The sequence below is a fragment of the Chryseobacterium sp. DZ-32 genome (assembly GCF_059587025.1).
Map to the genome: position 1 here is coordinate 161,833 of NZ_JCAIOM010000011.1, position 26,300 is coordinate 188,132.

The 26,300-nt window shown below is 36.1% G+C and carries 23 protein-coding genes and 4 tRNA genes; 3 read left to right on the forward strand and 24 right to left on the reverse strand.

Annotated features, from left to right (window positions below; translation table 11 throughout):
• Positions 1-49: 49 nt before the first annotated feature.
• Together AC59HC_RS14195 and AC59HC_RS14200 are read right to left on the reverse strand one after the other, a co-directional pair.
• Positions 50-2,392 (reverse strand): GumC family protein, encoded by a 2,343-nt coding sequence (locus tag AC59HC_RS14195; protein WP_496558852.1) that lies wholly within the window; start codon positions 2,390-2,392, stop codon positions 50-52.
• A 2-nt stretch (positions 2,393-2,394) separates the two neighbouring features.
• Positions 2,395-3,105: a polysaccharide biosynthesis/export family protein gene (locus tag AC59HC_RS14200; RefSeq protein ID WP_238349609.1), complete on the reverse strand. Its 711-nt coding sequence runs from the start codon at positions 3,103-3,105 to the stop codon at positions 2,395-2,397.
• Between the two features lie 1,270 nt (positions 3,106-4,375).
• Between AC59HC_RS14200 and AC59HC_RS14205 the strand changes: the two genes are divergently transcribed.
• The gene (locus AC59HC_RS14205) at positions 4,376-5,842 is read left to right on the forward strand and encodes a phage tail-like protein (RefSeq protein WP_411414359.1); all 1,467 of its coding nucleotides are present in this window, start codon (positions 4,376-4,378) and stop codon (positions 5,840-5,842) included.
• 392 nt (positions 5,843-6,234) lie between these two features.
• Here the strand turns inward: AC59HC_RS14205 and AC59HC_RS14210 are convergent.
• The 22 genes from AC59HC_RS14210 to AC59HC_RS14315 form a co-directional block, all read right to left on the reverse strand.
• Positions 6,235-6,308: transfer RNA gene (locus AC59HC_RS14210), tRNA-Asp, on the reverse strand.
• A gap of 32 nt (positions 6,309-6,340) precedes the next feature.
• A tRNA-Asp gene (locus AC59HC_RS14215) sits at positions 6,341-6,414 on the reverse strand.
• A gap of 32 nt (positions 6,415-6,446) precedes the next feature.
• Positions 6,447-6,520: transfer RNA gene (locus tag AC59HC_RS14220), tRNA-Asp, on the reverse strand.
• Positions 6,521-6,552: 32 nt separating this feature from the next.
• Positions 6,553-6,626 (reverse strand) — tRNA-Asp (locus AC59HC_RS14225).
• Positions 6,627-6,752: 126 nt separating this feature from the next.
• A complete protein-coding gene (trxA, locus tag AC59HC_RS14230; protein ID WP_027374941.1) occupies positions 6,753-7,070 on the reverse strand; it encodes a thioredoxin in 318 nt (105 codons plus the stop codon).
• Positions 7,071-7,151: 81 nt separating this feature from the next.
• Complete coding sequence (locus AC59HC_RS14235) at positions 7,152-8,327, reverse strand: cysteine desulfurase family protein (protein ID WP_202839762.1); 1,176 nt, start codon at positions 8,325-8,327, stop codon at positions 7,152-7,154.
• Positions 8,328-8,329: 2 nt separating this feature from the next.
• Positions 8,330-8,797, reverse strand: coding sequence for a hypothetical protein (locus AC59HC_RS14240; RefSeq protein ID WP_496558853.1), 468 nt, complete (start codon positions 8,795-8,797; stop codon positions 8,330-8,332).
• Between the two features lie 24 nt (positions 8,798-8,821).
• Positions 8,822-9,409 (reverse strand): HAD family hydrolase, encoded by a 588-nt coding sequence (locus AC59HC_RS14245; RefSeq protein ID WP_202839765.1) that lies wholly within the window; start codon positions 9,407-9,409, stop codon positions 8,822-8,824.
• A 3-nt stretch (positions 9,410-9,412) separates the two neighbouring features.
• Positions 9,413-10,138, reverse strand: coding sequence for an SDR family NAD(P)-dependent oxidoreductase (locus tag AC59HC_RS14250; protein ID WP_343644180.1), 726 nt, complete (start codon positions 10,136-10,138; stop codon positions 9,413-9,415).
• Positions 10,138-11,457 (reverse strand): FAD-binding oxidoreductase, encoded by a 1,320-nt coding sequence (locus tag AC59HC_RS14255; protein ID WP_496558854.1) that lies wholly within the window; start codon positions 11,455-11,457, stop codon positions 10,138-10,140. The genes AC59HC_RS14250 and AC59HC_RS14255 overlap by 1 nt, the downstream gene beginning before the upstream one ends.
• Positions 11,454-12,341, reverse strand: a complete 888-nt coding sequence (locus AC59HC_RS14260; protein WP_202839769.1) for a decaprenyl-phosphate phosphoribosyltransferase — start codon at positions 12,339-12,341, stop codon at positions 11,454-11,456. Before AC59HC_RS14260 ends, AC59HC_RS14255 begins: the two co-directional genes overlap by 4 nt.
• 107 nt (positions 12,342-12,448) lie before the next feature.
• The gene (locus AC59HC_RS14265) at positions 12,449-13,138 is read right to left on the reverse strand and encodes a YiaD family glycine zipper/OmpA-like lipoprotein (RefSeq protein ID WP_110010775.1); all 690 of its coding nucleotides are present in this window, start codon (positions 13,136-13,138) and stop codon (positions 12,449-12,451) included.
• A gap of 26 nt (positions 13,139-13,164) precedes the next feature.
• On the reverse strand, positions 13,165-13,656 hold the full coding sequence (locus AC59HC_RS14270) for a lipocalin family protein (protein ID WP_076596761.1): 492 nt from the start codon (positions 13,654-13,656) through the stop codon (positions 13,165-13,167).
• A 124-nt stretch (positions 13,657-13,780) separates the two neighbouring features.
• Positions 13,781-15,463 (reverse strand): S8 family serine peptidase, encoded by a 1,683-nt coding sequence (locus tag AC59HC_RS14275; protein ID WP_496558855.1) that lies wholly within the window; start codon positions 15,461-15,463, stop codon positions 13,781-13,783.
• Between the two features lie 77 nt (positions 15,464-15,540).
• Complete coding sequence (locus AC59HC_RS14280; RefSeq protein ID WP_395972715.1) at positions 15,541-16,164, reverse strand: WbqC family protein; 624 nt, start codon at positions 16,162-16,164, stop codon at positions 15,541-15,543.
• Between the two features lie 62 nt (positions 16,165-16,226).
• On the reverse strand, positions 16,227-17,873 hold the full coding sequence (gene lepB, locus AC59HC_RS14285) for a signal peptidase I (RefSeq protein ID WP_202839777.1): 1,647 nt from the start codon (positions 17,871-17,873) through the stop codon (positions 16,227-16,229).
• A gap of 135 nt (positions 17,874-18,008) precedes the next feature.
• Complete coding sequence (dapB, locus tag AC59HC_RS14290) at positions 18,009-18,710, reverse strand: 4-hydroxy-tetrahydrodipicolinate reductase (protein ID WP_114821411.1); 702 nt, start codon at positions 18,708-18,710, stop codon at positions 18,009-18,011.
• 62 nt (positions 18,711-18,772) lie between these two features.
• The gene (locus tag AC59HC_RS14295) at positions 18,773-19,411 is read right to left on the reverse strand and encodes a DUF5683 domain-containing protein (protein WP_202839779.1); all 639 of its coding nucleotides are present in this window, start codon (positions 19,409-19,411) and stop codon (positions 18,773-18,775) included.
• A complete protein-coding gene (locus AC59HC_RS14300; protein ID WP_411414352.1) occupies positions 19,412-20,302 on the reverse strand; it encodes a ParB/RepB/Spo0J family partition protein in 891 nt (296 codons plus the stop codon). It lies immediately after the preceding gene.
• Between the two features lie 69 nt (positions 20,303-20,371).
• Positions 20,372-21,145, reverse strand: coding sequence for a ParA family protein (locus AC59HC_RS14305; RefSeq protein ID WP_002981269.1), 774 nt, complete (start codon positions 21,143-21,145; stop codon positions 20,372-20,374).
• A 164-nt stretch (positions 21,146-21,309) separates the two neighbouring features.
• Positions 21,310-22,152 (reverse strand): energy transducer TonB, encoded by an 843-nt coding sequence (locus AC59HC_RS14310; protein ID WP_202839783.1) that lies wholly within the window; start codon positions 22,150-22,152, stop codon positions 21,310-21,312.
• A gap of 298 nt (positions 22,153-22,450) precedes the next feature.
• Complete coding sequence (locus tag AC59HC_RS14315) at positions 22,451-23,737, reverse strand: adenylosuccinate synthase (protein WP_062676417.1); 1,287 nt, start codon at positions 23,735-23,737, stop codon at positions 22,451-22,453.
• A 776-nt stretch (positions 23,738-24,513) separates the two neighbouring features.
• On the opposite strand from AC59HC_RS14315, the gene AC59HC_RS14320 reads away from it, so the two are divergent.
• Positions 24,514-25,134: a hypothetical protein gene (locus AC59HC_RS14320; protein ID WP_202839785.1), complete on the forward strand. Its 621-nt coding sequence runs from the start codon at positions 24,514-24,516 to the stop codon at positions 25,132-25,134.
• A gap of 103 nt (positions 25,135-25,237) precedes the next feature.
• Positions 25,238-26,167, forward strand: a complete 930-nt coding sequence (locus AC59HC_RS14325) for an alpha/beta fold hydrolase (protein ID WP_496558856.1) — start codon at positions 25,238-25,240, stop codon at positions 26,165-26,167.
• Positions 26,168-26,300 lie beyond the last annotated feature (133 nt).

Below are 26,300 nucleotides of genomic sequence, written 5' to 3' on the forward strand. Positions count from 1 at the left end.
ATGTGATGTTCTTACTTTATTTTAATGTTTATTTTGAAGATAATTTGATTTATTTATTAAAAAGCTTTTGCCACCAGTTTTTCTTCTTATCAGCTGTATATCCATAACCATAGCCATAGTTGTAGCCGTAGCCGTAACCACCAACATTTTTAGAAACATCATTGATCACGAAAGAAACGTTTGATATTTTTGATTCTTTAACCAGTTTATTGGCAAAATCAATTAATATTTTTCTTGACACTCCCGATCTTACCACGTATAATGAAGCGTCGGCTGTATCAGAAATACTCAATGTATCTGAAACAAGCATCAGCGGAGCAGAACCAATCACAATATATTCGTAACGGGACGACATCTCACTGATAAGCTTCTGATAACGGCCGTTGGAAAGAAGCTCCTGAGGATTTGGAGGAATAGATCCCGCATAGATTACATCACATTCAGGATTGGTATCGGAAGTATGTATAAGGTCTTCTACATCTGTAGTTTCATCATATAAATATTCCGTAAGACCGGCATTCTTAATACGTTCATCATCATATCTTTGGATCTGCGGATTTCTGACGTCCGAACCAATGAGTAATGATCTTCCGTTTTTGCTTCCCAATGTCAGAGCAAGATTTACAGAAACCAGCGTTTTTCCTTCTCCTTTCACAGAAGAAGTTACCAGTATGACTTTCGCGGAATCTTTCTTAGGAAGTAGAAATTTAAGATTGGAAACCAATATTCTGAATGCTTCAGCCAGCTCTGAGAAATCGTTTTTTTGTACAAGGTGATTCTGATTATCTTTAAGAGAAGGAATATCTGCAAGCACTCCAAGTGACGAATTTTCTGAAATATCTGTACGGTTGTAGATTTTATCATCCCACATGAAGAAAAGATAGAACACTCCCAACGGCAGCATCAATCCTAATAGAACTGCAGCCAGAAGAATGATATTTTTCTTAGGTGAAACAGGAACATCATCAGTATAAGCAGGATTTACAATTTTAGCTTTCGGAACATTAACAGATAGATTGATCGCATTTTCTTCCCTTTTTTGTAAAAGGAAAAGGAAAAGCTGCTCTTTAAGGTTCTGTTGACGCTCGATACCTCTGTAGATTTTCGACTGTCCCGGAACTTTTTCAATCATTCCTGTGCTGGCAGAAATCTGGCTGTTTACCTGCGCAATAGATGCCTGGATTGTTGCTTTCTGCTGACGGATGTTATCTCTTACGATTTCTTTTAGTGAAGAAATTTCTTTATTCATTTCTATCACTGCAGGGTTTTCATTGGTAGCCTGCTTCAAAGTTTTATTTCTGGTGATAACCAGCGTATTATATTGTGAAATTGCCTGTTCCAAAGAAGGATTAAGTCCTAAATTTGAAGGCATAAGCTGATTATCTCCTTTTGAAGCTTCATTTTGAAGGGAATTAAGAAGATCCAGCTGTGTTTGCTGCTGAAGAAGCTGCTTTGTGTTCTCGTTTGTATTTTGAAGCGCCAATTGAGCCTGAGCCTCTAAGTCTACGATTTTGTTACGGTTCTGGAAGTCTTCTTTCTGATTCTCAACTCCGGAAAGATCCCGTGAAATAACTTCTAATCGTTTATCGATAAACTCCTGTGTATTTTGAGCCTGTAAGTTTTTATCTCTTAGCCCATCCAGATTATATTGTTTGGTTACTTCATTAAGGATGGCTTCTGATTTTTCGGGAACAGTTCCCACGATGCTGATGTCCATAAGCATCGCTTTCTGATCCGGAAGATCCACCTGGATTTTCTTTTCTAAAGATTTTACCTTCTCTATTGGATTCCAGAAAACAATTTTATACTTATCTTTAAAGGTAAGGCCCGGAACTTTTTGAAGAACTACAGTTCCAAAATCAAGTGTCAGGTTTTTACCAAAAGTTCCCTTTACTTTTTTGTTTTCCTTATCCTCCAGAACAAATTCATTTCCATTTACTTCTTTTACTTCATATTCGGAAGAAACAAATTTCTTGACATTTTTATAAGAAATAATTTCTGCAACAATGGGTACCCGGGTAAATAATTCAGAATCCCTTATCTCACCCGAATTATAATATTGTATATTAAGATTTAGATTTTCAACAACCTTCATCAAGATGGGTCTTGAGTTTACTACAGCCACTTCACTCTTTAGCTCATCTGCATTTCCTATACCAAGCCCCAAGTTATCAAGATCAATTAATGCACCTGTTAAATCAGACTGTTTTTTATCAAATTTTAATGTAGTAGTTGATTGATACTGAGGTACAGCGTATCTTAGATATATAAAGGCCACAGTAAAAAATAATAGGACAGATGCTATAAACCAAGGCCATTTGACTAAATATTTCCCAATGATCTTTCTTAAATTCAAAGATTCTTCACTTTCCTGAAATTCTATCTGCTGCATATTTATTTACGAGTTAAAGCAATAATAAGTGTACCAGCTGTCAGTAAAGCACCAATAATCTGGAATGTAAGGGCTCTGTTCGGATTCGAGTTAGCCTGAACCTGTTTATTTTTGTCCGGCTGCACATATAATATGTCATTCTGCTTCATATAATAATAGGGCGAACTGACTATATCAGATCTTGTAAGATCGATATTAACAATCTGATCTGTTCCGCTATCATCGGCACGGATAAGCTTAACATTGGTACGGTCTCCGAAATCCGTCATATCACCTGCAAGCCCAAGCGCCTGAAAAATATTGATTTTTTGAGAAACACTTTCTTTCTGCCCCGGTTCCTTTACCTCTCCTAAAACGCTTACATTAAAATTTTTAAGGGTAATGGTCACCAATGGATCTGTCAGATATCTCTTAAGACGCGATTCAAGCTCCTGTTTTAGCTGTACCTGTGTCATTCCTTTAACGTACACATTTCCTAAAACCGGAAAAGAAATATAACCTTCTTCATTGACAAGATATTGACTTGGTTCTACATATTGGTTAATTCCCCTGCTAGCGTCGCCCCCTACCTTATTTGCGGTATTAAGGTTAAAAGGCTTCACTGCTATTTCGTCAAGTGCAGATACAAGAATCAGGAGAGCATCTCCTTCCTGAATATGCAGGCCCTGAAACTTGGCTTTTGCAACCTCTTCTTCCATATTATGCTTTGACATATATACCATATTCTGCTTCGGTCTGCATGATAATAAAGTAACCGATAACAGTACTATATATGCAATAATAGTTTTATTCATATGTTATTATTCTTATCTACTTGTGTTATTATTTAGGTTTATCGAACTGATTTCAACTATATTTAAATATGTATTGTAATAAAACGACTATACTATTTAAATATTTTAAAGCGTGCTTTAAATTCTCATGCTAAAATCACTTCTTTCTCTAGCAATTTTCATTCCGTTTAAAAACAAAATGATGAAATTATTATTTTAATATCAACTTTTTTATTTATTTAATTCTTTAATTTTAATTATATGCTTCATTTTCAGATATTCTACATTGCTTGTAAATTTTTAATGACATTTCCTTTTTACAATTCATCAACTCAATTTCTTCAATTTAATCCTGAATCATAATGTTTATATCATGAGGAATTTTTCTGACACATTTATTATTAAGAAATGTAGTTACCATTTTAAATATTGTAAAAACAAAGAAAAATAAAAACAGAATAGAGGACAAATGAACGGGAGCACCGAAAACAAATCCGGATATAAAATATAATCCAGAAAATACTATCAATGCACTGGTAGAAAACCATGCAGTTTTAAAAAAGTCAAAAGAAACAAAATGTCTTATAATTTCATTTTCTGTTATAAGCAGGATAACAATCTTTATCATCAAAATTATTTTTTCATTTTGATGCCCAATCAAAATTAATTTGTACCTCCAGGTTTTTTAAAAGTAAATATGAAATTAAAGCTAAAAAAAATATGAAAGAAATATCAATAATAAAAAACGACCACCCAATCACACATCTTAACTCCCTGATTTTAAAAAAATTCCCCATACACAAACAAACCTGAATGTAGATTTTCTATTAATTCAACAACCAGTGGTTTCTATTATCAAGCGAAGATAATAATTATAATTAATATTTTTAATTACACATATTAATTTTTATTTAAAACATAAGATTTATATCGATATAATCCAGAAAATAAATTCAAAAACAAATCATAAAAGTGATTGTAATTTTTTGTCGAAATTTGATATAGAAAATAATACAAAAATCAGGAAAATAGTATTTTTTTATTTCATTCATTATCAATGCCTTAAATTACATCACATAATCTATCCAAAAAAATGTCCCGCTGAAAATAAAGCAAAATAACAAATGTAGTATAAGTGATGTACCCTGTTATTCTTTTTCATTTTTTTAATCTTCTAGATTTGCAGCACAATTAAGATGATTTAAAAAGGATGAAAAAAAATGTTTTATTATTAGGTAGTATTTTAATTTCTTTACAAATATTCTCCCAGGTGGGAATTAATACTACAACTCCTCAGGCCAGTTTAGATGTAACAGGAAAGCCCACTTCTACCAATGTACTGGACGGCATTATTGCACCAAGAATTACAGGAACCCAGCTTAGAGCAAAGACCTATACAGCCAGCCAGACAGGAGCAATGGTGTATGTTACAGCCGCTGATACAGCCCCGGCAGGCCAGACTGTTGATATTAAAAACTCCGGATATTATTATTTTGACGGCAGTCTGAATAAGTGGCAAAAGTTGTATGCAGGAAATATAGCTGCCGGAGACCTTACGCCGGATGCTTTTATTGACGATCCTGTTAATACAATGGTAAAATTAGGAAATACTTCTTCCGGTACAGGAAGGGTTGCCAATACTGATTTTGTGATTAAAGACGATGGTACGGTGGGAATCGGTACTTCATCACCGGACAGCGGATTGCATATAAAAGAAAATTCTACAACGGGAAGTCATCAGATGAAAGTAGAATCTGTAAGCAATTCTCCTTTGATTGCGTTAGAAAGAACCGGAAACAGTAACTTATCTACCGGAACGGAGCTTGGAAAATTATCCTTTAATGGAAAGATTTCAGGAGCTGATTTTCCATTAGCAGGGATAAAAGCCAATTATTGGGGAAATGGAACAACCAATTCTTCATCCCTTACATTCTCTACCAGTGACCGGCCAGCTGCCGTAATCAATGAGAACGGGAATATGGGAATAGGACGTTCTGATATCAATTATGCCATGTCTCCTACCCAAAAGCTTGATGTAGACGGAAATGTAAGATTCAGAGGTGTCCCGGATGAAACAGGTGTAGCCTCTACAGAAAGAATTATAGTATTGAAAAGTGACGGAACAGCAAAAAAAGTTCCTTTGGAAGCTATGTTTCCTCCTGACAAATTCAGTTTAGATGATATACTTGTCAATAAGGCAGGAGGTTCGGTACATTACGATTACAACTACCCTATTATAAGCTACGCAAATATAGATCTAGTTAATTTCAGCAGAACGATTACCATCCCTCCCAATACTGTTGGCAGAGTCATTTTGAACTATTCTATTCCTGCCGGTACTCATGACACCAATTGTGCAAATCCGGACAGGGTATCTTACATCGGGGTTACATTTTACAAAAATGGTGTAGAACAGCAGGAAGGCTCCAGAAAAGTATCCTTAAAAGGACTAACTTCGGCTGCAAGAATGGGAACTATCAATGGTAATTTTTCAGAAGACATCACCAATAACACCTCTTCTGATATGACTGTAACCTATAAGCTAGCGGGATATGCAGAAGGGAGTGGAGCAGGAACATGTATGCTTGTTTATAATATGTGGGATGGAGGAAACCAGCCAAATTACAATTGGGGCCGTGGAACTATGACCATTCAATTGTTTAAAAGAGCTTTATAGACAGTAACCGTAAATAATATATTTGATAAAAGATTACAGAATCCGGAATAGCAATATTCCGGATTTTATAATTATGATCCCTTGTCATTGAAATCAAAGCTGCTTTGGAAAAAACTTAAGAATATACTTTCTCCGGTGTGAATTCTTTAGCCTTTCATATAAAAATATTTGTTTATGCAACCGTAGAAAGCATCCTGATAAAGAATCAATTATACAACGCTATTTTAAAACTTTTGCACTTGATTCATAAAAACTGAAGATTTCACAGGGATGGTGTAAATAAGTGAAAACTGTTCTGAACTTACATCTTATTCAGGCTATCGACTCTCCTTATATCATTCCGCTTACAAATGGAAAATAAAAAAGTCTTCTAGAAATAGAAGACTTTTTTGCGATCCGGACGGGACTCGAACCCGCGACCTCCGCCGTGACAGGGCGGCATTCTAACCAGCTGAACTACCGGATCAATTTTTTTAAAGTAAATTGAGAAAACTTCCGCGATCCGGACGGGACTCGAACCCGCGACCTCCGCCGTGACAGGGCGGCATTCTAACCAGCTGAACTACCGGATCAATTTTTTTAAAGTAAATTGAGAAAACTTCCGCGATCCGGACGGGACTCGAACCCGCGACCTCCGCCGTGACAGGGCGGCATTCTAACCAGCTGAACTACCGGATCAATTTTTTTAAAGTAAATTGAGAAAACTTCTGCGATCCGGACGGGACTCGAACCCGCGACCTCCGCCGTGACAGGGCGGCATTCTAACCAGCTGAACTACCGGATCATTATTTTAAAGAACGTCGTTTCTTTTTCGTGGTTGCAAAATTACAACTTTTTTTGTTACCTGCAAATTATTTTAAAAAAAATGCCTCCCAATACTGGAAGGCGTTCATTATCAAACTTATTTTTTTTATAAGTGAGCGCTTAATTTTTCAGCGATTACCTCTTTTGGAGCTACACCTACTAATTTGTCTACTACTTCTCCGTTTTTAAAAATAAGAACTGTAGGAATATTTCTGATACCGTACTGCATAGAAATCTCCTGGTTGTTGTCTACATCTACTTTCCCTACTACTGCTTTACCTTCAAAATCTGATGCTACTTCTTCGATGATTGGTCCTAAAGTTCTGCAAGGTCCGCACCATACTGCCCAGAAGTCTACTAATACCGGTTTATCTGATTTTAAAACCGTATCCTGAAATGAGCTGTCTGTAATTTCTAAAGCCATTTTTGTTTCTTTTATTTTAATTAATATTATTTTCTTTTAATCCTTTTGGATATTCAAAATTACGATTTTTAAAGCACAAGACTATCTATGCTCAACATTAGTTTTTTCTATAGTGTAATCGCTTGAGATTTCCTTTAATGCGTTGACCAGTGTGTCAATCTCCGCTTTAGTCGTCATATGGCTGAAAGAGATACGTAATGGGGTACAGTGATCCATTTCATCCTCAGAAAGCACCATCATCATCACCATTGAAGGCTTTGATGCTCCTGATGAACATGCACTTCCCTGAGAAATTGCAATTCCTTTCATATCCAGCTGAAGTCCTATCAATGGATTTTTATAAGGCAGTAATGCGCTTAAAACTGTATAAAGGCTATTTTCCTTTTCTGCACTTCTTCCATTGAATTTAATTCCTTCAATTTCGGCAGAAAGTCTTTCAATTGCATAATCCTTGATATCCTGCATATGACGGGTGTATTCCTCCATATGATTCAGAGAAAGTTCTAATGCTTTTCCTAATCCTACGATACCACAAACATTTTCAGTTCCCGCTCTAAGGCTTCTTTCCTGAGGTCCTCCGGTAATAATTCCTTTTAAACCTGTTGCTTTTCTGATAAATGCAAATCCAGCTCCTTTCGGACCATGAAACTTGTGGGCACTACACGATGCAAAGTCCACAGGGATATCAGAGAAGTCAAGGTTCATATGAGCCATTGTCTGCACGGTATCTGAGTGGAAAAGTGCCTGATACTGTTTGCAAAGCTGGGCAACCTGTTTAAGGTTAATGATATTTCCGATTTCGTTGTTGGCATGCATTAAGCTTACCAGTGTTTTTTTATCTGAAGCTTTTAAAAGTTCTTCTAATTTAGCAAGATCAATATCTCCTTTTTCATTCGGACGGATGTAGTTTACCTCTACTCCTTTTCTGTTTTTCATATCCAGAATACTTTCAGAAACGCATTTATGTTCCAGAGGAGAACTGATGATTCTTTCTACCCCAAGGTGTTCTACCGAGGACTTGATGATCATATTATTTGATTCCGTACCACAGGAAGTGAAAATGATTTCAGCAGGAGTTACATGAAGATAGTCTGCAACCTGTCTTCTTACATTTTCAATAAGGATTTTTGCTTCCTGGCCAAAGCTGTGCGTTGAAGAGGGGTTTCCGAAATTCATCTTCATTGTGCCCACCATTGCATCTATAACTTCTTCTGCAAGCGGAGTGGTTGCGGCATTATCTAAATATACTTTATCCATTGTTATTTTGAATATTTTAATTCTACGGAGTTAAACTGATAATCTGCGGGAACAGTAAAAATAAACCACGGGTTTGAAATTACCTGAATTTCCATTCCACCGGAAGGCTCTCCGGCAGGAACTTCTACATACAGAATCTTATTTTTCACAGATATATTTTTAATTTCTTCAATTTTGTGACTTCCAGATCTGAAGGTTCCCAAATTGTATACAACAACTTTTTTATTTTTCGGAAATTGTGGATATTTAATATAAGATTCTTTTCCCGGTTCTGAAATACCAAAACTTCCGCTGATAATATTACGAAAATCCTTTTCGTCTTCAATGATCTTAAAGCCGGGAGCATCGGTTCCTCCCTGATTTTCAGAAACGAGGAGCTCCGTACTTTGCTGCATAACAGAAGACTTCTGAGATGAAGTGCTGGAACAGCCCATAAAGAGTACTGCACATGCAATGATCAGGCTTTTCATTTTTTACAATTTTATCTCCCAAAATTAGTGAAAAAATTGGTAATGTCCCTCATTTGCCCATTTCAACATTGGCCGATCTCCGGAAGTATCACCAAATGCAATAATTTTATCGTACTTGGAATCGTTAATTTCCTCTTTGATTCTTATCAATTTTTCCTTTCCGTTACAATTTTTTCCTACAAAGTTTCCGGTGAAAATACCGTTTTTAAACTCTGCCCGCGTAGAAACAAGCTCCATTTTCAGTTCTTCGGCGAATGGTTTTACCCAGATGTCCAATGAAGCGGTTACTAATAAACTCTGTGTATTATTCCTATCGATATTTTTTATAAAATCCAATGCATTCTCCCTTACTATTTTAGGGTAGTGCTGTTCAAAAAACTGTTTAGACTTCTGTTCAATTTTCTCCTGGGTCTGTCCTCTTAAAATAGAACCGATAAAGCTTTTTTTCACTTTTTCCGTTTCAGCCAGTTTTAGCTTCAACAGGATAAAAAGAGGTACGTGTCTCAAAAATTGTATACGGTATTTTGTTGAATCGTAAAATTTAAGATACATAAACATGGTATCTTTATACGTAATGGTTCCGTCAAAATCAAAACAATACAATTTTTTCATTTTTTAAAGCTTTAATTTTTTGAATATAAACTCAGGAATATTCCTGATAATCATCATAATAATACTCCAAACCGGCAAAACATATGCCACATTCCTACCCTTTTTGAAGGCTTTATAAATACAGGAAGCAGCCTGTTTTGGCGTTGCTGTCAGTTTCGGATTTAAAGGCAGCCCTTCTGTCATTTTGGTTGCCATAAACCCTGGTTTTATCGTAAGAACGTGCACTTTTTTATCAAAAAGATAATTTCTCAAACCGCTCAGATAAGTCGTAAAAGCTGCTTTTGCACTTCCATAGATAAAGTTACTCTGTCTTCCCCGGTCTCCTGCCACTGATGAAAGACCGATAATCGTTCCTGATCTTCTGCTTTCAAATTTTTGAACAAAATAATTCATGACAGGCACAAGTTTTGAATAATTGATATCAATGATACGCTCTGTATTTCTATTATCATATAATCCTTCTTCTGTTCCTTCACCCAAATATCCTACGGCACAAAATAATACATTTGAATTGATATTATCAAATCTATTGTAATCAATTTCTTTTGTCAGATCCAATTCAATGACTTCCGCCTGCTGCAGAAACTTTACATCAAGATGTCTTGCAAAACGCTCTGTAGTTTCTTTATTTGAGGTAAAAAGATAGATTTTTTCAAACTTTTCTCCTTCCTGAAGTGCTTTTTCCACAAAAGCCTGTGCTACTTCAGATGTACTTCCCAGAACTATCATTACGAATTGTTATTTATGATTCTTTTGTGCTGTAAAGACACAAATTTAGGATTTTGAATATTTTTCAGGTAGTTGGTAAGCGATGATCTGCTCATGCTGTCTTTGGTAAGATAAATTCTTCCTCCAAACTCCTGAACAATAGCATCCAACTGATCTACCAGTTTTTTCAGTTTTGAATTGACTTTAAAATCCAGCGCCAATGTATACCCTTCCACAGGGAATGAGTTGTAAGCCTGAGGATTATTTTTTCCAAAAAGTTTTAAAACTGCTAAGAATGATCCGTTTCCGCTTTTGGCGATCGTTTCAAGGATTCTTTTCATTCCTTCTTTTCCAGTTTCTTTAGGAATGACCATCTGATACTGTATAAAACCGGACTTCCCATAGATCTTATTCCAATCTGTGATCGCATCCAAAGGATAGAAAAACGTTTCATAATCGATAAAGTTTTTCACTTCTTTTTTAGATTGCTTTTTATAGTATAACCAATTGAAAATTTTTACAGTAAGAGCATTCAGTACAAATCCCGGAAAATAAAAAGGAACTGTAGGAGAAAATTTCTTCTTCAATCTCAAAGGCGTTTTGGAAAAACTCTGGGGAAGTTCATGTTGGAAAGCATGTTCTCCTCTCATGAGAATACTTCTTCCGATATTTTTTCCTTTCTGAAGACAATCAATCCAGGCAACCGTGTAGGTCCAGTTTTCACTTTCATCGAACAGCTTAAAGATCTCATCCAGATTGTCTGCTTTGATACTTTCCTGACGAATGTATGCGGACTCTATATTTTTAAGTTTAAATTTTGCTGTGAGAATAATACCGGTAAGTCCCATTCCACCAATGGTAGCCCAGAACTTTTCTGTATTTTCCTCTCTGGAACAGGTAATGATCTCCCCTTTCTCAGTCATGAGCTTGAATTCAAGCAAATATTCTGAAAAACATCCTTCTGCATGATGATTTTTTCCATGAACATCGGATGCTATAGCACCTCCTACCGATACAAATTTTGTCCCGGGAGTAACGTATAGAAAATATCCCTGCGGAACCGCTATTTCCAGTACATCTGAAAGCAGCACTCCGGATTCACATTCTATGATCCCGTTCAGACGGTCAAAATTGATGAACTTATTTAATTTTTTTGTTGAAAATATAGCTTCTCCCAATGAAGCATCTCCATAACATCTCCCATTTCCTCTCGCTATGACTTCGTTGTGATTGAGTACAAATTCTTTTATTTTTCTGAAACTGTCCTCAGATCTCATTTCCTTCTCTACTATTGGGAAATTTCCCCAGTTGGTAACTTTCTGTATGAAATTCGGCTTCATTTCTTAAAATAAATTTGAATTAAAAATGCAACGACCCAAAGCAATAAAGTAGCCTGTATATAACGGTCTCTGTACACGATTTTTGTTGGAGATTCCGTTCTGTTGTAAACAAGGGTCTGCTGAAGATATCTTAACAATGCAAATACAACGAAAATCACGGTATAAAAAACTCTTTCATGAAATCTTTCCTGAACTTCCGGAGAGAGCGTAAACATCAGGTAGCAGACAATAGCCAGTGTGATAGAAATGGATAAAGCAATATCTGCAAACTGAACGTTATATCCATCCAGTGCTTTTCTTGTTTTTCCTGAAACCTGGGCATTGATAAGCTCTCCCCTTCTTTTTCCTATAGCCAGTACCAAAGCCAATACAAAGGTCAGCAGGATTGCCCATTGTGAAATACTGATTCCGGTAATATAACCTCCAGCCAGTACACGTAACACAAATCCTATGGCAATAATAAAAATATCAATAATAGGAACATGTTTAAGCCTGAAAGTATAGGCAAGATTCATCACCACATAAAACCCTATGATGATTGCGAACTTCCAAAGTAGTTCATGGAAATAAAGTTGTGTAAAAAATACAAGACCTATATCTGCAATGATAAGACCTATGAGAATTCCTATAGCTTTTGATTTTGAAATAGCTCCACTCGCCAAAGGTCTTCTTCTTTTCTCAGGGTGTTTTCTATCTGCTTCAATATCATTATAATCATTCAGGATATAGACCACACTTGCAGCAAGTGAAAATATGACAAATGCAAAAATGCTTTTGAGAAGCAGATCTATATTGGTAATATTACCTGAAAAGAAAAGAGGGACAAATACAAAAAGGTTTTTCACCCATTGCTCCACACGGAGCAGTTTTAAATATTTCTTCATTTATGTTATTTCAAATACAAAAATAATAAATTCAAAATTTCTAGCATAAAAATACAAAAAAAACCGCCGGGGCGGTCTTTTACGAAAATATTTATATATTAAATTAACTATTGCCCTTGTTTGGCATCGTTAATCATTTTTTCATTGGCAGTAATAGCAAACTCTACTCTTCTGTTTTTAGCTCTTCCTTCTTCAGTATCGTTGCTAGCTACAGGCATTGCTTCACCTTCACCTTTTGTAAACATTCTGTTTGATGCAATTCCTTTTCCTGATAAATAGGCTTTCACAGCATCTGCTCTTCTTTGAGAAAGTTTAAGGTTGTATGCATCTGCACCTTTGCTGTCTGTGTGACCATAGATGTTGATGTTTGTATCCGGATTATTAGCCAGTACTTCAGCTAATTTATCAAGGTTGGTCTGTGCAACAGAAGTAAGGTTTGAAGAGTCAAAAGCAAAGTTAACAATACTTTCATTCATAGTTACCTTAATACCATCTCCTACTCTTTCTACCTGAGCACCTGGTAAAGTTTCTTTAATATCTTTCGCCTGCTTATCCATTTTGTTACCGATAACGTTACCAGCAACACCACCGATAATACCTCCCAATACTGCTCCGATAGCTCCGTTTCCTCCTTTACCTACATTATTCCCAAGGATACCTCCAAGTACTGCTCCGGAAGCTGCTCCTACGGCTGTACCTCTTTGTTGGTGATTTGAATTCTGAACCGCTTCACAGCTCGTCAATAATAATGCTGATGACAAGAAAAGGGCTCCTACGTATGTTTTTGTAAATTTCATTTTTTTTAATCTTTTATGTTGATAAATTATTTCATTCCGGTTCTCTGGAAGTTGTAAACTACTTTTACATTACCTCCTTCAAAAGGAACATCTTGCTCAAGTGAAAACTGATCTGTAGTCTGATTGATCATTGTAAGACTATAACCTGCTGTATTTTGTTTAGCTTTTGTACCTGAAGCAATTTTTTTAAACATAAACGTATTACCGCCTTTTACTTCAAATTTGATTGGCTGTGTAATTGCCGGGCAATCTCCACCACCGTTTAAAGTATACGCTCCTGTCCAGTTATTGGGAATCAATCTCCAGTGGCTTCCTACGAAGCACTGTGCGTCTGCACCTTCATCAAAAGGCTTAATTTTATAACCTTTATCATAATCTATGCTTACAATCTGCCAGTCTCCTTTCATTTTCAGGAAATCGGCTCTTTGATTTTGAGATGTAGCTGCTTTGTTAACAGAGGAACACGAAACTGCAAAAAGTGATGTTCCCAACATCCCTGCAAGTAGTAACTTTTTCATTTTGTTGTTTATTATTTTGTTACTATAAAGTTACAAAAAACCGTGCCAAAATTTAAAATAAAAAATAAAAAGTCCGAAAAAATTCGGACTCTTTATGGTTTCTCCTTAAACACAGGGAGATAAATTATTTTTTAACAGCCTTTTTTACGGATTTCGAAGGCTTGGTTGTGCCTGTAGTTTTTCCTTTATAAAAGTTGGTATAAGCATATTCTGCAGCTTTTTTCAGGTCGATAACTCCACCTGCCTGAGATTGGTCACCAAAACCATCGGCTGTACTCGGGTTGCTGCTTTTCACAAGGGCTTCGATAATCTGATAAGGTTTCAGATCCGGCATGTAAGCCAGTAAAACAGCTGCTCCTCCGGCTACAACAGGGGAAGCCATAGAGGTGCCCTGAAGGTATTTATATTCGTTTTTAGGAACGGTAGAATAGATTTCTTCTCCCGGAGCAAAAACGTTCACCATCTTTTTATTGTAATTAGAAAAATCTGCTCTCAGCGCATTATTTTTATTGGTACTTGCCCCTACCACAAGAACGTTGCTTACAAATGGCTTCTCATCTGTAACATTTTTAAAGTTGGTAGGATATGCCAGATGTTCTGCAACATCTTCATTTTCGTTACCTGCAGCTTTTACTAAAAGAACACCTTTATCTTCAGCATATTTGAAGGCATCCCAAACCACATTTTTACCAGGAGAAACAGGTTTTCCAAAGCTCATATTTAAAACTTTCGCACCATTATCTACAGCATATCTGATGGCATTGGCAACATCTTTATCTCTTTCATCACCATTAGGAACTGTTCTTACAGACATAATTTTAGCCACTTTGGAAGCCACTCCGTACTGAACTTCTTTTCCTTGCGGAAGTCCGGCAATAATACCTGCCACGTGAGTTCCATGTTCTGCATCAGGTCCTTCATAATGATTATTTCCATAGATTTTTTCAGAATAGTCATCATAGTTATCCCCTACAATTTCTTTTCTCGGATCATATGAAAGGTCATATTGTTTTGCTGCAGGAGCAAAATGATCGATGGCTTCTTTCATTTCCTCTTTCATCTTTTTTTCAAATTCAGCGGCTGATTTTCCTTTGAATTCCGGGCTTTGTGAAATCTGGCCTAAAAATTCCATTGCAATGGCATCTCTCTGATCTGTCGGAGCTTTGATCGCTACAATAGTTTCAGCGGTTACAGGCTTACCTGCCAGCAGTTTTACCATATTAGGAATCAGCTCGTTCAGCATAGAATAAGTCTGAAAGTTTTGTTTTGCCTCGATACTCTTTTTATTGAACATATCTTTGGCTTTCATGTACATCTCAAACTCTTCCTTCATCTTAGCCTGGTTGGCTTTATTTTTTGTGGAATCATCTCCTTCGAAGACAGGTTTATATTTGGCAACTACTCTTGTCACCTCCATATTATCGATATCGATATCACCGTTTTTACCTCCTATAAAGTTCCATCCATGTACGTCATCAATATACCCGTTTCCATCATCATCTTTACCGTTACCGGGAACCTCGTTTGGATTTGACCATAGGTTTTTTACCAATCCTGGATGATCTACCTGTACTCCACTGTCTAATACACCCACCACGACGGTTTTAGGCTTCAGACCTTTAGATTCCAGGTATTTATAAGCATTTGCTGTATTTACACCATATACTTTTGAAGTTGCAAAATCTTTGTGATACCATGTCATAAGATCTTTGTCTTCGTTTGGATCAATACTTTTAGCTTTAGATTCCTGTGCAAAAGAGAAACTAAAACCTGCAAAAAAAACTGCAGCTAATAATACCTTTTTCATATGTTGATATTTAATTTTTAAAGCGATATGCCAATCACCGTCATCATCTGTTTTATACTTTACCAACAGTGATTGTACTAATATTGTTGTTTTATATTTTTTATATATACCAATGATTCCGGGCCTTTATTACAAATAAGATCAAGAACCGACAGGTCTTCCAAAAATCCGAATTTATCAGAGAATGTCTGGTAATATTCTTCCATCTGAAATTCTGAAGGAAGTTTTGCCGAAAACTTTTCCCTGAAACTGATACTCTCCGGATTTTTGATATATTCTTTATTCAAAGAGTGTGCCTTTTCTGTTTTAAGTATCTGTTGGATGACTTCTATCCCTTTAAGGTTAAAATCCAGCAGGAATTTTTCTTTAAGGTCAAATATTTTCCTGAACTTATCTTCATAATACTCAAAATAAGGAGAGCTTTGATATGCGGTCTTAATGGATTTCCAATGAAGCGTTCTCCAGTCTTCGCGGTAAGAAATTTCAACATCTTTGAATTCTCTTTTCCCGTTATGATTGATAGGAATTATTAATGATAATTTTCCGTTGGCACCATAAATATTGGCTCTGTTTCTATACGTCTGCTTCGGAAAGTTTTCAAACTGTTCAAATACAATTTCATTTTCAGGATTTAAAAACACTGAAAACCATGAGATTGGTGGCATATAAAATGCCGGTAATAATACATTCTTCATATTCATAATGCAAAAATGAAGTATTTTTTCAAATACTTCATTCTATTTTACGTTTAATTTTTTTTTTATTAATTGTCTTCAGTTTTTTTCTTTCTGAATAATTTCATGAAATAATCCCATCCGAAGAACAAGATCAGGATCATTGCTGCAATCCACCAGTAAGAAGTTTTATTGGATTCTCCCGTATTGGTTGCTTTGAACATTCTTTCCCAACGGATTTTCTTAGGGGCCTGATACGTTGAGCTCGCATCCGGAAATACTCCCTGTACGCTCATCCATGTAAACATTGGTTTTCCAACAATATTTTCTTCCGGAACGAAACCAAAGAATCTTGCATCCAATGATGCATCCCTATTGTCCCCGATCATCATATAATAATCCTGCTGAATGGTATATTGATTCGCTTCTTTACCATTAATGAAGATCTTTCCGTTCTTTTTCTCTAAGCTGTTGTGCTCGTATTCAGAAATGATCCACTGATACATTGGGAGTGTTTCCTGATTGATTGCCACCACATCTCCTTTTTTAGGAATTCTAACCGGGCCGTACCAATCCTGATTCCAAGGTTTGTTGATAGGGAAAATAGATTGTGTCGTATCAATTTTAGTTTTAGCTTCGTCTCTGTAATATACCGCAGCTTCTCCTTTTGGCGAAATCTCTTCCTTCATATCAATAACGTGAGGAAGCTCTTTAATTTCTTTGGCAGTTTTATCCGTTAAACCCTGGAATCCATAAAGGAAACCTCCGTTATCCTGCTGTACTTCCTGAACCGGTAAAAATCCGTACGCTTTGTATAAAGTAGGAATATCCAATTGCGCATCCGTCGTTACAATATATCTGTGCTGTACTTCCTGATCTCCTAAAACTACTTCCGGCTTCCCATTTACGAAAAGTCTTCCGGCTCTCATTTCAAAAGTATCACCTGCTGTAGCTACACATCTTTTTACGTAAGGATCTTTTCTGTCAATAGCAGTATGGACGGAATCCTGAGGATAGTTGAAAACTACCACATCATTTTTCTGTGGTTTGTTGAATTGTAAGATTCTTGTGTAAGGAAGTTTCACTGCATCTACGTAAGATTTTGGATCATCTTTCGGGTTTCCTTTCTGTCCTGTATCCATAATAGTTCCCTGAAGGAAAGGAATCGCCACAGGACGCATTGGCATTCTGTATCCGTAGCTCCATTTGTTTACAAAAAGGAAGTCACCTACCAATAATGTTCTTTCCATAGATCCTGTAGGAATCCCGAAAGGCTGTGTTACAAAAACATGGATAATAGTGGCAAAAACTACCGCAAAGGTAATGGAACCAATGAATGTATCTTTCTTTTTATCGTTTTTCTCTTCTTCTGTAAGAAACAGGTCGTTTGCATTTTCATCTTCTAACTCTACATCTTTAGAATAGTTGATTACCGCCATATAAATAAACGGCAGAATCACGGTAAGAATCTGATCTTTGAAAAGTGTTTTCCCAAACTTTTTCACTAAATAAAGGTGGAAAACCGACATCATAATGGGTCCTACTATCGGAAGATAAGACATGATTGCCCACCATTTCGGATGTTTTGTTTCTTTGAGAATAATGAAATAGTTGTAGAAAGGGATAAAAGCAAATAAAGGGCTATAGCCCATTTTTTTGAACAGTTTCCAAGATGAAATCCCCATCAGTACGGATAGTATGAGGACATATACTGTATAAGTTAAAAAATAATTCATAAATTTTTGTGCCTATTCTTAAGATATAAATAATAAAAATGATGAGTAATAAATGATAAAAGCAGTCCGCTGTTTACAATTCACTATTCATCATTTTCTGCTTATTGGTCTGCAATTTACAGAATTTGTTACAAATTAAAGCCCCAAAACGTCTTTCATTGCGAAGTTTCCTTTTTTATCTTTAATCCACTCAGCAGCTACTACCGCTCCCAGTGCAAAACCGTTTCTATTGAAAGCGGTATGTTTGATCTCGATTTCGTCTACTTCACTTCTATAATATACGCTGTGTGTTCCCGGAACTTCGTCTTCACGTACCGCAAAAATTCCAAGCTGCTTCCCTTCTGTTTCTTCCAGTTTCCAGGCATCGAATTTCGGATTGTTCTGAATGATTCCCTCAGCGATAGAAATTGCAGTCCCACTTGGAGCATCTTTTTTATGGATGTGATGAATTTCTTCCAGCTGGCAAGAGTATTCATCTACGTTTTTCATCAGGTCTGCCAACTTTTCGTTCAGAGCAAAGAATAAATTCACGCCTAAACTAAAGTTAGATCCATATAAGAAAGCAGTTCCATTATCTACTGCCAGTTTTTCAATTTCAGCTTTTTGATCAAGCCATCCTGTTGTTCCGCAGATCACGGGAATTTTATTTTCAAGGCAAGCTTTGATGTTTTCAAAAGCTACTTCCGGCAGTGAAAATTCAATCACAACATCCGGATTATTAAGATTCTCAGCAGTCGGGGTTTCTTTCAGACGGGCAACTACTTCATGACCTCTCTTCTGTGCGATCTCATCAATGATCTTACCCATTTTACCGTAACCAACTAATGCTATTTTCATATAATCTTATTTATTTTTAATGCTGCACTCAATCTTCAGACCTTCTGCAGATATGTTGTATTTTAAAATCTGTAACTTAAACTGAAACCAGTTTTTGGTGCGCTGTAGCCATACTGGTCCTGGATAACCGATGGTTTAAAAACCAGATCCGGATCATGACGGCTTTCATAAAGATGAGCGTCTACTACAGCATCTACAATATTCAGAATATAAATCAAACCTGTAATGGCAATGGCATAATCCCTTTGCCTCTTGGCTCTGTCCTGTGCATTACCCAACGCTCTTTTGTCCAGCCACGGATGGCTGTCCACAAACTCATTGGGAGTTCCGTTCAGCTTAGCCACATAATATTCACGGTATTTTTTGTATTGGTTATCATTCCATACAGCAATACCAACTCCGGCACCTACCGCTCCCCAGACAATAGGAATTTTCCAGTATTTTTTGTTATAAAACTGTCCTAATCCAGGTAAAACTGCAGAGTACAATCCTGCTCTGGTAGGATTAAGCTTTAAGGTTTTTGCTGTGGGACCGTTTGCTTTTTCAAGATCTTCAATGATTTTGGCTTCGGTCTTACCAGGCTTTACGACACGGGTTTCTTCTTTCGGAGGAGTCTGCATCCGAACGGTATCGATAGGTTTTACTTGTGAGTAAGCCAGTGCAGCGATACACAAGAAAAATGTGAAAAATATTTTCTTCATTTATTTAATATGGGATAAAATATATTCCAGCTCTTCTTCATTTTTGAAGTCCAGAACAATTTTACCTTTTTTACCATTTCCAGAAGCTTTGATCTCTACTTTCACGTCCAAGATATCAGCAATGGTCTTCTGGGCTTTTTTATAGTTATTGGAAAGCTCCACTTTTGCTTTTTTGGCAGCAGGAGACTTCGGGTTCTTCAATGCAGCAGCAGCCTGTTCAGCCTGACGAACGTTTAATTTTTCTTTGATAATAAGATCAAATAAAATCTGCTGAGCTTCTTCACTTTCAAGACTGATAATCGCTCTTCCGTGTCCTGCAGAAATCTCACCGCTTCTGATAGCATTCTGAATATCCGGATTTAATCTTAGCAGTCTGATAGAATTGGTAATCGTACTTCTGTCCTTTCCGATTCTCTGGCTCAGGTTTTCCTGAGTAAGACCTATTTCCTCCAAAAGCCTGTGATAAGTTAATGCAATTTCAATAGCATCAAGGTCTTCTCTCTGGATATTTTCAACAAGAGCCATTTCAAGAAGCTCCTGGTCATTGACTAAACGGATATAGGCAGGAATAGTCGTTAATCCGGCAATTTTAGTTGCCCTATAACGTCTTTCCCCGGAAATGATTTCAAACTTCTCCCCGTCTTTTCTCAAGGTAACCGGCTGGATTACGCCTAAGTTTTTAATAGACTGTGCAAGTTCGTTTAATGCTTTTTCATCAAAATAAGTTCTCGGCTGCGTTGGGTTCGGATAGATATCTTCAAGCGCAACTTCCACAATATTTCCCACAAACTTATCTGCTCCTTCATCAGTAGCGGAATTGATCGTTGCTTTGGATTCTGCACTTAAAATGGCGCCCAGGCCGCGTCCCATAGCTCTTTTTTTGTCCTTCATAGATATAATTGATAAATGATGTTTGAGAAGTGATGACCAGCATTCACTTATTGCCCATTTATTATTAATTTAATTCTTTATTAAGTTTTCATTCTTCAAAAGAACTTCTTCAGCCAACTGAATATACTGAACAGCTCCTTTACTTTCCGCATCATAGTTCAGGATACTTTCCCCGAAACTTGGCGCTTCACTCAATCTTACGTTTCTGCTGATAATGGTTTCAAACACCATTTCAGGGAAGTGCAGATTTACTTCTTCCACAACCTGATTGGATAGTCTCAATCTGCTGTCGTACATGGTTAAAAGAAGACCTTCAATTCCAAGATCTTTATTGTGAATTTTCTGAACATTTTTAACGGTATTCAACAATTTCCCAAGTCCTTCTAATGCAAAATACTCACACTGGATCGGAATAATTACAGAATCTGCTGCTGTAAGAGCATTTACAGTAATAAGACCTAAACTCGGTGCACAGTCGATGATAATATAATCATAATCATCCCTTACACTTGCCAATGCTTTTTTCAGCATATACTCACGGTCTTCCTTGTCTACCAATTCAATTTCCGCTGCTACCAGATCGATATGGGACGGAATAATGTCCAGGTTAGGAGTTGCCGTTCTTTTGATACAGACTCTTGTATCTGCACTATGCTCCAGAAGATTATAGGTAGAATACTGAACATCCTCAACACCCAAACCGGATGTTGCATTCGCCTGAGGGTCAGCATCAATGATTAATATTCTTTTTTCCAATACTCCTAATGCTGCTGCCAAATTTACAGCGGTGGTAGTTTTACCAACACCTCCTTTTTGATTAGCAATACCTATGATTTTTGCCATTATTAGAACTTTAAGTTTCAAAAATACACTTTTTTCTTTGCTCTCGGTGAGTGGAGAAAATCAAAATTGAGTTAAAATATTGTTAATAAGCAATTTAACGATAAAAAAAATTATCCACAAAAAAAATTCTTTGTGGATAACTATTTGAAATTTACTTTTCCGTATTAATTATCAAATTTCATAGAGATTGGAAATTTGAAATAACTTCTTACGAATTCTCCTTTTTTGTTTTTGGCCGGGATCCATTTTCCTTTGTTGGAAATTGATTTAATAGTTCTCATTGCCTCATTGTTAAAATCGGCGTTGGTTCCGTTAGCTTTTACCCCTGAGATGGTTCCGTCCATTTCTACAATAAAGGTAACTGTCGTCTTTACAACATCTTCGGATTCAAATCCTGAACTGTCGAAGCTGTTCATTACTTTATTTCTGAAGGAGTCTATTCCTCCTGCAAAATTGGCTTCTACACTTAATTCCGTTTCAATCTTTTTAGGATCTGCTTTTTCAACTACCGGATCAGCCTTTACAGCGGGTGGCCCATCTCCTCCGATAACACGTGGAACAATTGGAATATAGGTTGTATTTGGTACTTCTTTGCCTTCCGATGTTTCTGTGCTTGCTACTGCATTCGTTTTATCTACAACTTGTTTTTCATTGGTAACAATTGCTTTAGGCTCTGGCAATCTTTCATCGTATGTTTTTACTGCGGGAGCTGGCGGCGTTGGTTTTACAATTTGTACCGGCGGATCTTTCGGTTTTTCTATCTCTTGAATTTCAACGACTCTCGGAAGTTCATATACCGTTCCAACAGGCTCGTTCACAGGTTTCATTGCAGAAATCACAAATGGTGTAACGGATACTGCAGCCATTAAACTTGCTCCGATAAAAAGCGCTTTGGTTAATATTCTATCTGATTCGTTTCTTAATACATAGGCACCATAGTCTTTGTTGCGGTGCTCGAACAGAACTTCGTTGAGCCGAAATTCCTGGTTTTGGTTTTGTTGTTTCATCACTACTACTATTTAAACTGTTAAAAATTTTGATTATTAGTTTTATTATTCTTATCGATAAGTACTGTTTCAATATCAAAACATCTGCCAAAATTTTATCAAAACAACATAATATTAGAAAATTTTATGATAATGTTTAAATTTTAATATTTACAAGTAAAAAGTTTATAGAAGAAAAAGGAGTTATTTCTTCTCAAGTAAATGAGGAATAAACTTAATGACCTCTTACCCACATCAAGGTTTAAAAAAAAAGAGACCATCAATGATGATCTCTTTTTATTGTATGTTCTAAGAAATATTAGAATAATTCTTTTCTGATGATGTTCTGACTTCTTTCAGGACCTACAGAAACTAAGTATACATTAATTCCTAAGTATTTTTCAATAAACTCGATGTATTTCTGAGCAGTGTCAGGAAGTTCATCATAGCTTCTTGCTTTGGTAATGTCTTCGCTCCAGCCTGGTAAATCCTGGTAAATTGGCTCGTAGTTGTATAGCTTTTCTGTTGACGAAGTGAAATAATCGATGATTTTTCCGTCTTCAGTTTTGTAATGGGTTACTACTTTCAGGTTCTCAATTCCTGTAAGAACGTCAAGCTTAGTTATCACAAGGTTGTTGATTCCGTTGATCATACAAGCATGCTTTAAAGAAACAAGGTCTAACCAACCTGTTCTTCTTGGTCTACCTGTAGTTGCTCCGAATTCACCACCGATCTGTCTGATTTTTTCACCCAGTTCGTTATCCAATTCAGAAGGGAAAGGTCCGTTTCCTACTCTTGTACAGTAAGCTTTTGCTACTCCAATAAGGTTCTGAAGTGAAGTTGGCGGAACACCAGCTCCTGAACAAACACCTCCTGTAGATGGAGAAGATGAAGTTACATATGGATAGGTACCGAAGTCGATATCAAGCATTAATGCCTGTGCTCCTTCGAATAAAACGTTTTTACCGTCTCTGATCGCCTCGTTAAGCTCTAATTCAGTATCAACAATTCTGTCCTGAAGCTGCTTTCCGATTGCTAAATATTCGTTGTAGATTTCTTCAACGTCTAACGTTGGTTTTCCGTAATATTTTTCAAAAAGAGAGTTCTTAACTTTTAAGTTTTTCTCAATTTTATCTCTTAAAATCTCAGGATTTAAAAGGTCTACCATTCTGATCCCGACTCTTGCAATTTTATCTTCATAACAAGGTCCGATTCCTTTTTTGGTAGTTCCGATCTGAGTTCCTCCGTGTTCCTCTTCACGATAAGTATCCAAAAGGATGTGGTAAGGCATGATGACATGCGCTCTTCTGCTGATAAAGATATGATCTGTTCTCAAGCCTTTGCTCTCGATCTGACCAACTTCTTTAATGAAAGACTTAGGGTTTACCACTACTCCGTTCGCAATGATACATTTCCCTTTGCATTGAAGAACTCCTGAAGGAAGAAGGTGTAGAACGAATTTCTCATCACCCACATAAACCGTGTGACCAGCGTTGTCTCCACCCTGGAAACGTACTACATAATCCGATTTTGCTGATAAAACATCCGTGATTTTTCCTTTGCCTTCATCTCCGTACTGAAGACCTACAACTACATAAGTTGACATATTTTACTTTTGTTTTTAGATTCGTGCAAAATTACTTTTAAAAAATTGGGTGAGCAAATTTGAGAGGAATTTTATTTTGGGGTGGGGTGAAAATCATGAGGTTGAACGGAATAATTTTTATATTTGATTTATTTTAAAATTATCATGGAATCAAAAAATGGTGAAGACTTTTATGCCAAATTAAATAATGTAATTAATGCATATGAGATTCTCTTATCAAAACTAAAACCCATTTTCATAATAATATTCTTTTCTTTTTTATTTAATAACATAAGTAAGAAATATATTGACTATGATCAATTAAAAAACTTACGTATTAGTTATACATACCTCGAAAGGAATATGGCTATCTACAAGTATAATTTTTATTATGGGGTATAATTCTAACGATTTTCAAGCAAAAACAACAATTTTGGTATGGAATATTTGAAACAATATTTTCTGTCGTTAGCTGTTCAATAATATTACAAAACGTAAAAGAAACTTCAGAATATATATGATGGGATAAAAAGAATTTTTGGGGTAAAAATGATGTACTATTAATAAAGGAAAATTCCAAGGAACTTTCGTACACTCAAATAAAATTGAAGAACTTACTAATAGATAAGAAATTTCTTGTTAAAATATTAGATATTGTCACAAGAACAATATCTTAATTAAGCTAAATTTATATAAAAAAATAAATTAATCAGTTAACTCAAAAAAAGTGAAAACTCAAGTTAAAAAAATTTCAATCGTAAAAAACTTAAACAATCTTCACAAACACATAAAATAACATGCAAGAAAACACAAAAGATGAATATTTGAAAATAGCCAAAGAATATCTTTTAAAAGAATTTGGCGATATTGTTCAAATATTCGAAGACGATATAAGTGAAACTGATGACACATTTTGTTTCCATTATCAATCTAAAAAGTTTTTTGAAACATTAAAATTTGAACACCAATTTGTCGGACAAGGTCCTTTATTCGTTTTAAAAAGAAGTAAAAAAATAATTTCCTACGGAAGCGCAACCGGAGAAAAACGTGGCCTTATTCATATAATTAATCAATTGAATAAGGAAAGACTAATAAGAGTTTACTACAAAGATTATGATATTTGGGATGGGAAATATGATTTAATAATTAATAAAGTAGAAGATGAAGCATGTGGATTGGAAGACATAATCCTTGAAAACATAGTAAATGTTTTATTAAAGCATAAAATCTGGAAAGCTAATCAATACAACAGTGATCATCCAAACGCACATTATTACACTCAAGAAGAATTAAAAGAAACCCTACTAAAATCTCCACTAATATTAAAAAGAAATTTTTGCGAGAACTTGGAAGATCTTCTTGTGGATATCATTAATAAAGACATTTACCTTGATTGGACATTATCAGAGGCTAAGTAGCTACTATAATGAAACCTAACAGGTTTTAAAAACCTGTTAGGTTTAAAGTCTGCAAAGAAATATCTTTAATCCTCCTCCAAAACACCAAAAGACAATCCCAAACATGAATCCACTCCAAAAATCAGGTTATCTACCTGCAACCACAAACGATCAAACCAAACTCTTTTACACTTTATTTTATCCGTATGCAGCTTCTGTGAAAGCCACGCTACTTATTGTTCACGGAATGCAGGAACACAGCGGAAGATATGCAGAGATTGCAGAATATTTCGCGGCTCATGGGATTGCTGTATTGACGTATGATCATCTGGGACACGGAAAATCGGTAAAAGAAAAAAAGGATATTGGTTTCTTCCAGCTTGAAAAACCGGATGAAAGACTTATAGCCGACGCGGAAATGATGGCAGATCATCTTGCAGAACAATATCCGGATGTCCCCCATTTTATTCTGGGACATTCTATGGGATCTTTTATTACACGATGTCTTCTTCAAAAAGCAAGCAGTAAATTTTCCGGGGCTATCATTACAGGAACCGGCGGACCTTTACCGGGAATTGATGTATTAAGAGCGTATTTATCATTGGCTACGGCTATTGCTCCCCGTCATCGTACGTTTTTAAATTCTGTTTTTACAAGTGTCAATAACAAGCATTTTAAAAAAGATAAAGACTTCGGTGATAGCAGCTGGCTCAGTATTAATCCTGAAAACAGAAAGGCTTTTGAACAGGATGAACTTTGTGGAATTCCGTTCACCCATAATGCTTTTTATACTTTATTTACCGTTTATAAAAAGGCGACTGCAAGAAACTGGGCTGCACCTATTTCTAAATCATTTCCTTTTTTATTTGTAAGCGGACAGAATGACCCGATTGGTGACTTTGGAAAAGGAGTCATGCATACGGTCGACAACTTAAAAACTGATGGTTTTGAAAATGTAGACGTAAAGATGTATCCGGAAATGCGTCATGAGATTTTGAACGAATCCATAAGAGAACAGGTTTTGAAGGAAATCCATAACTGGATCTTAAAATAATAAGAACAAAATAAAAATTCCAGATAGCATTGATCTGGAATTTCTGTATAAGTTTGGGCTCCTATGTTTGCAAAAGAATAAATTTACATACAAAGCAAAAGGGGTGAGAGAACAGTTTTGGCTAAATAACTCA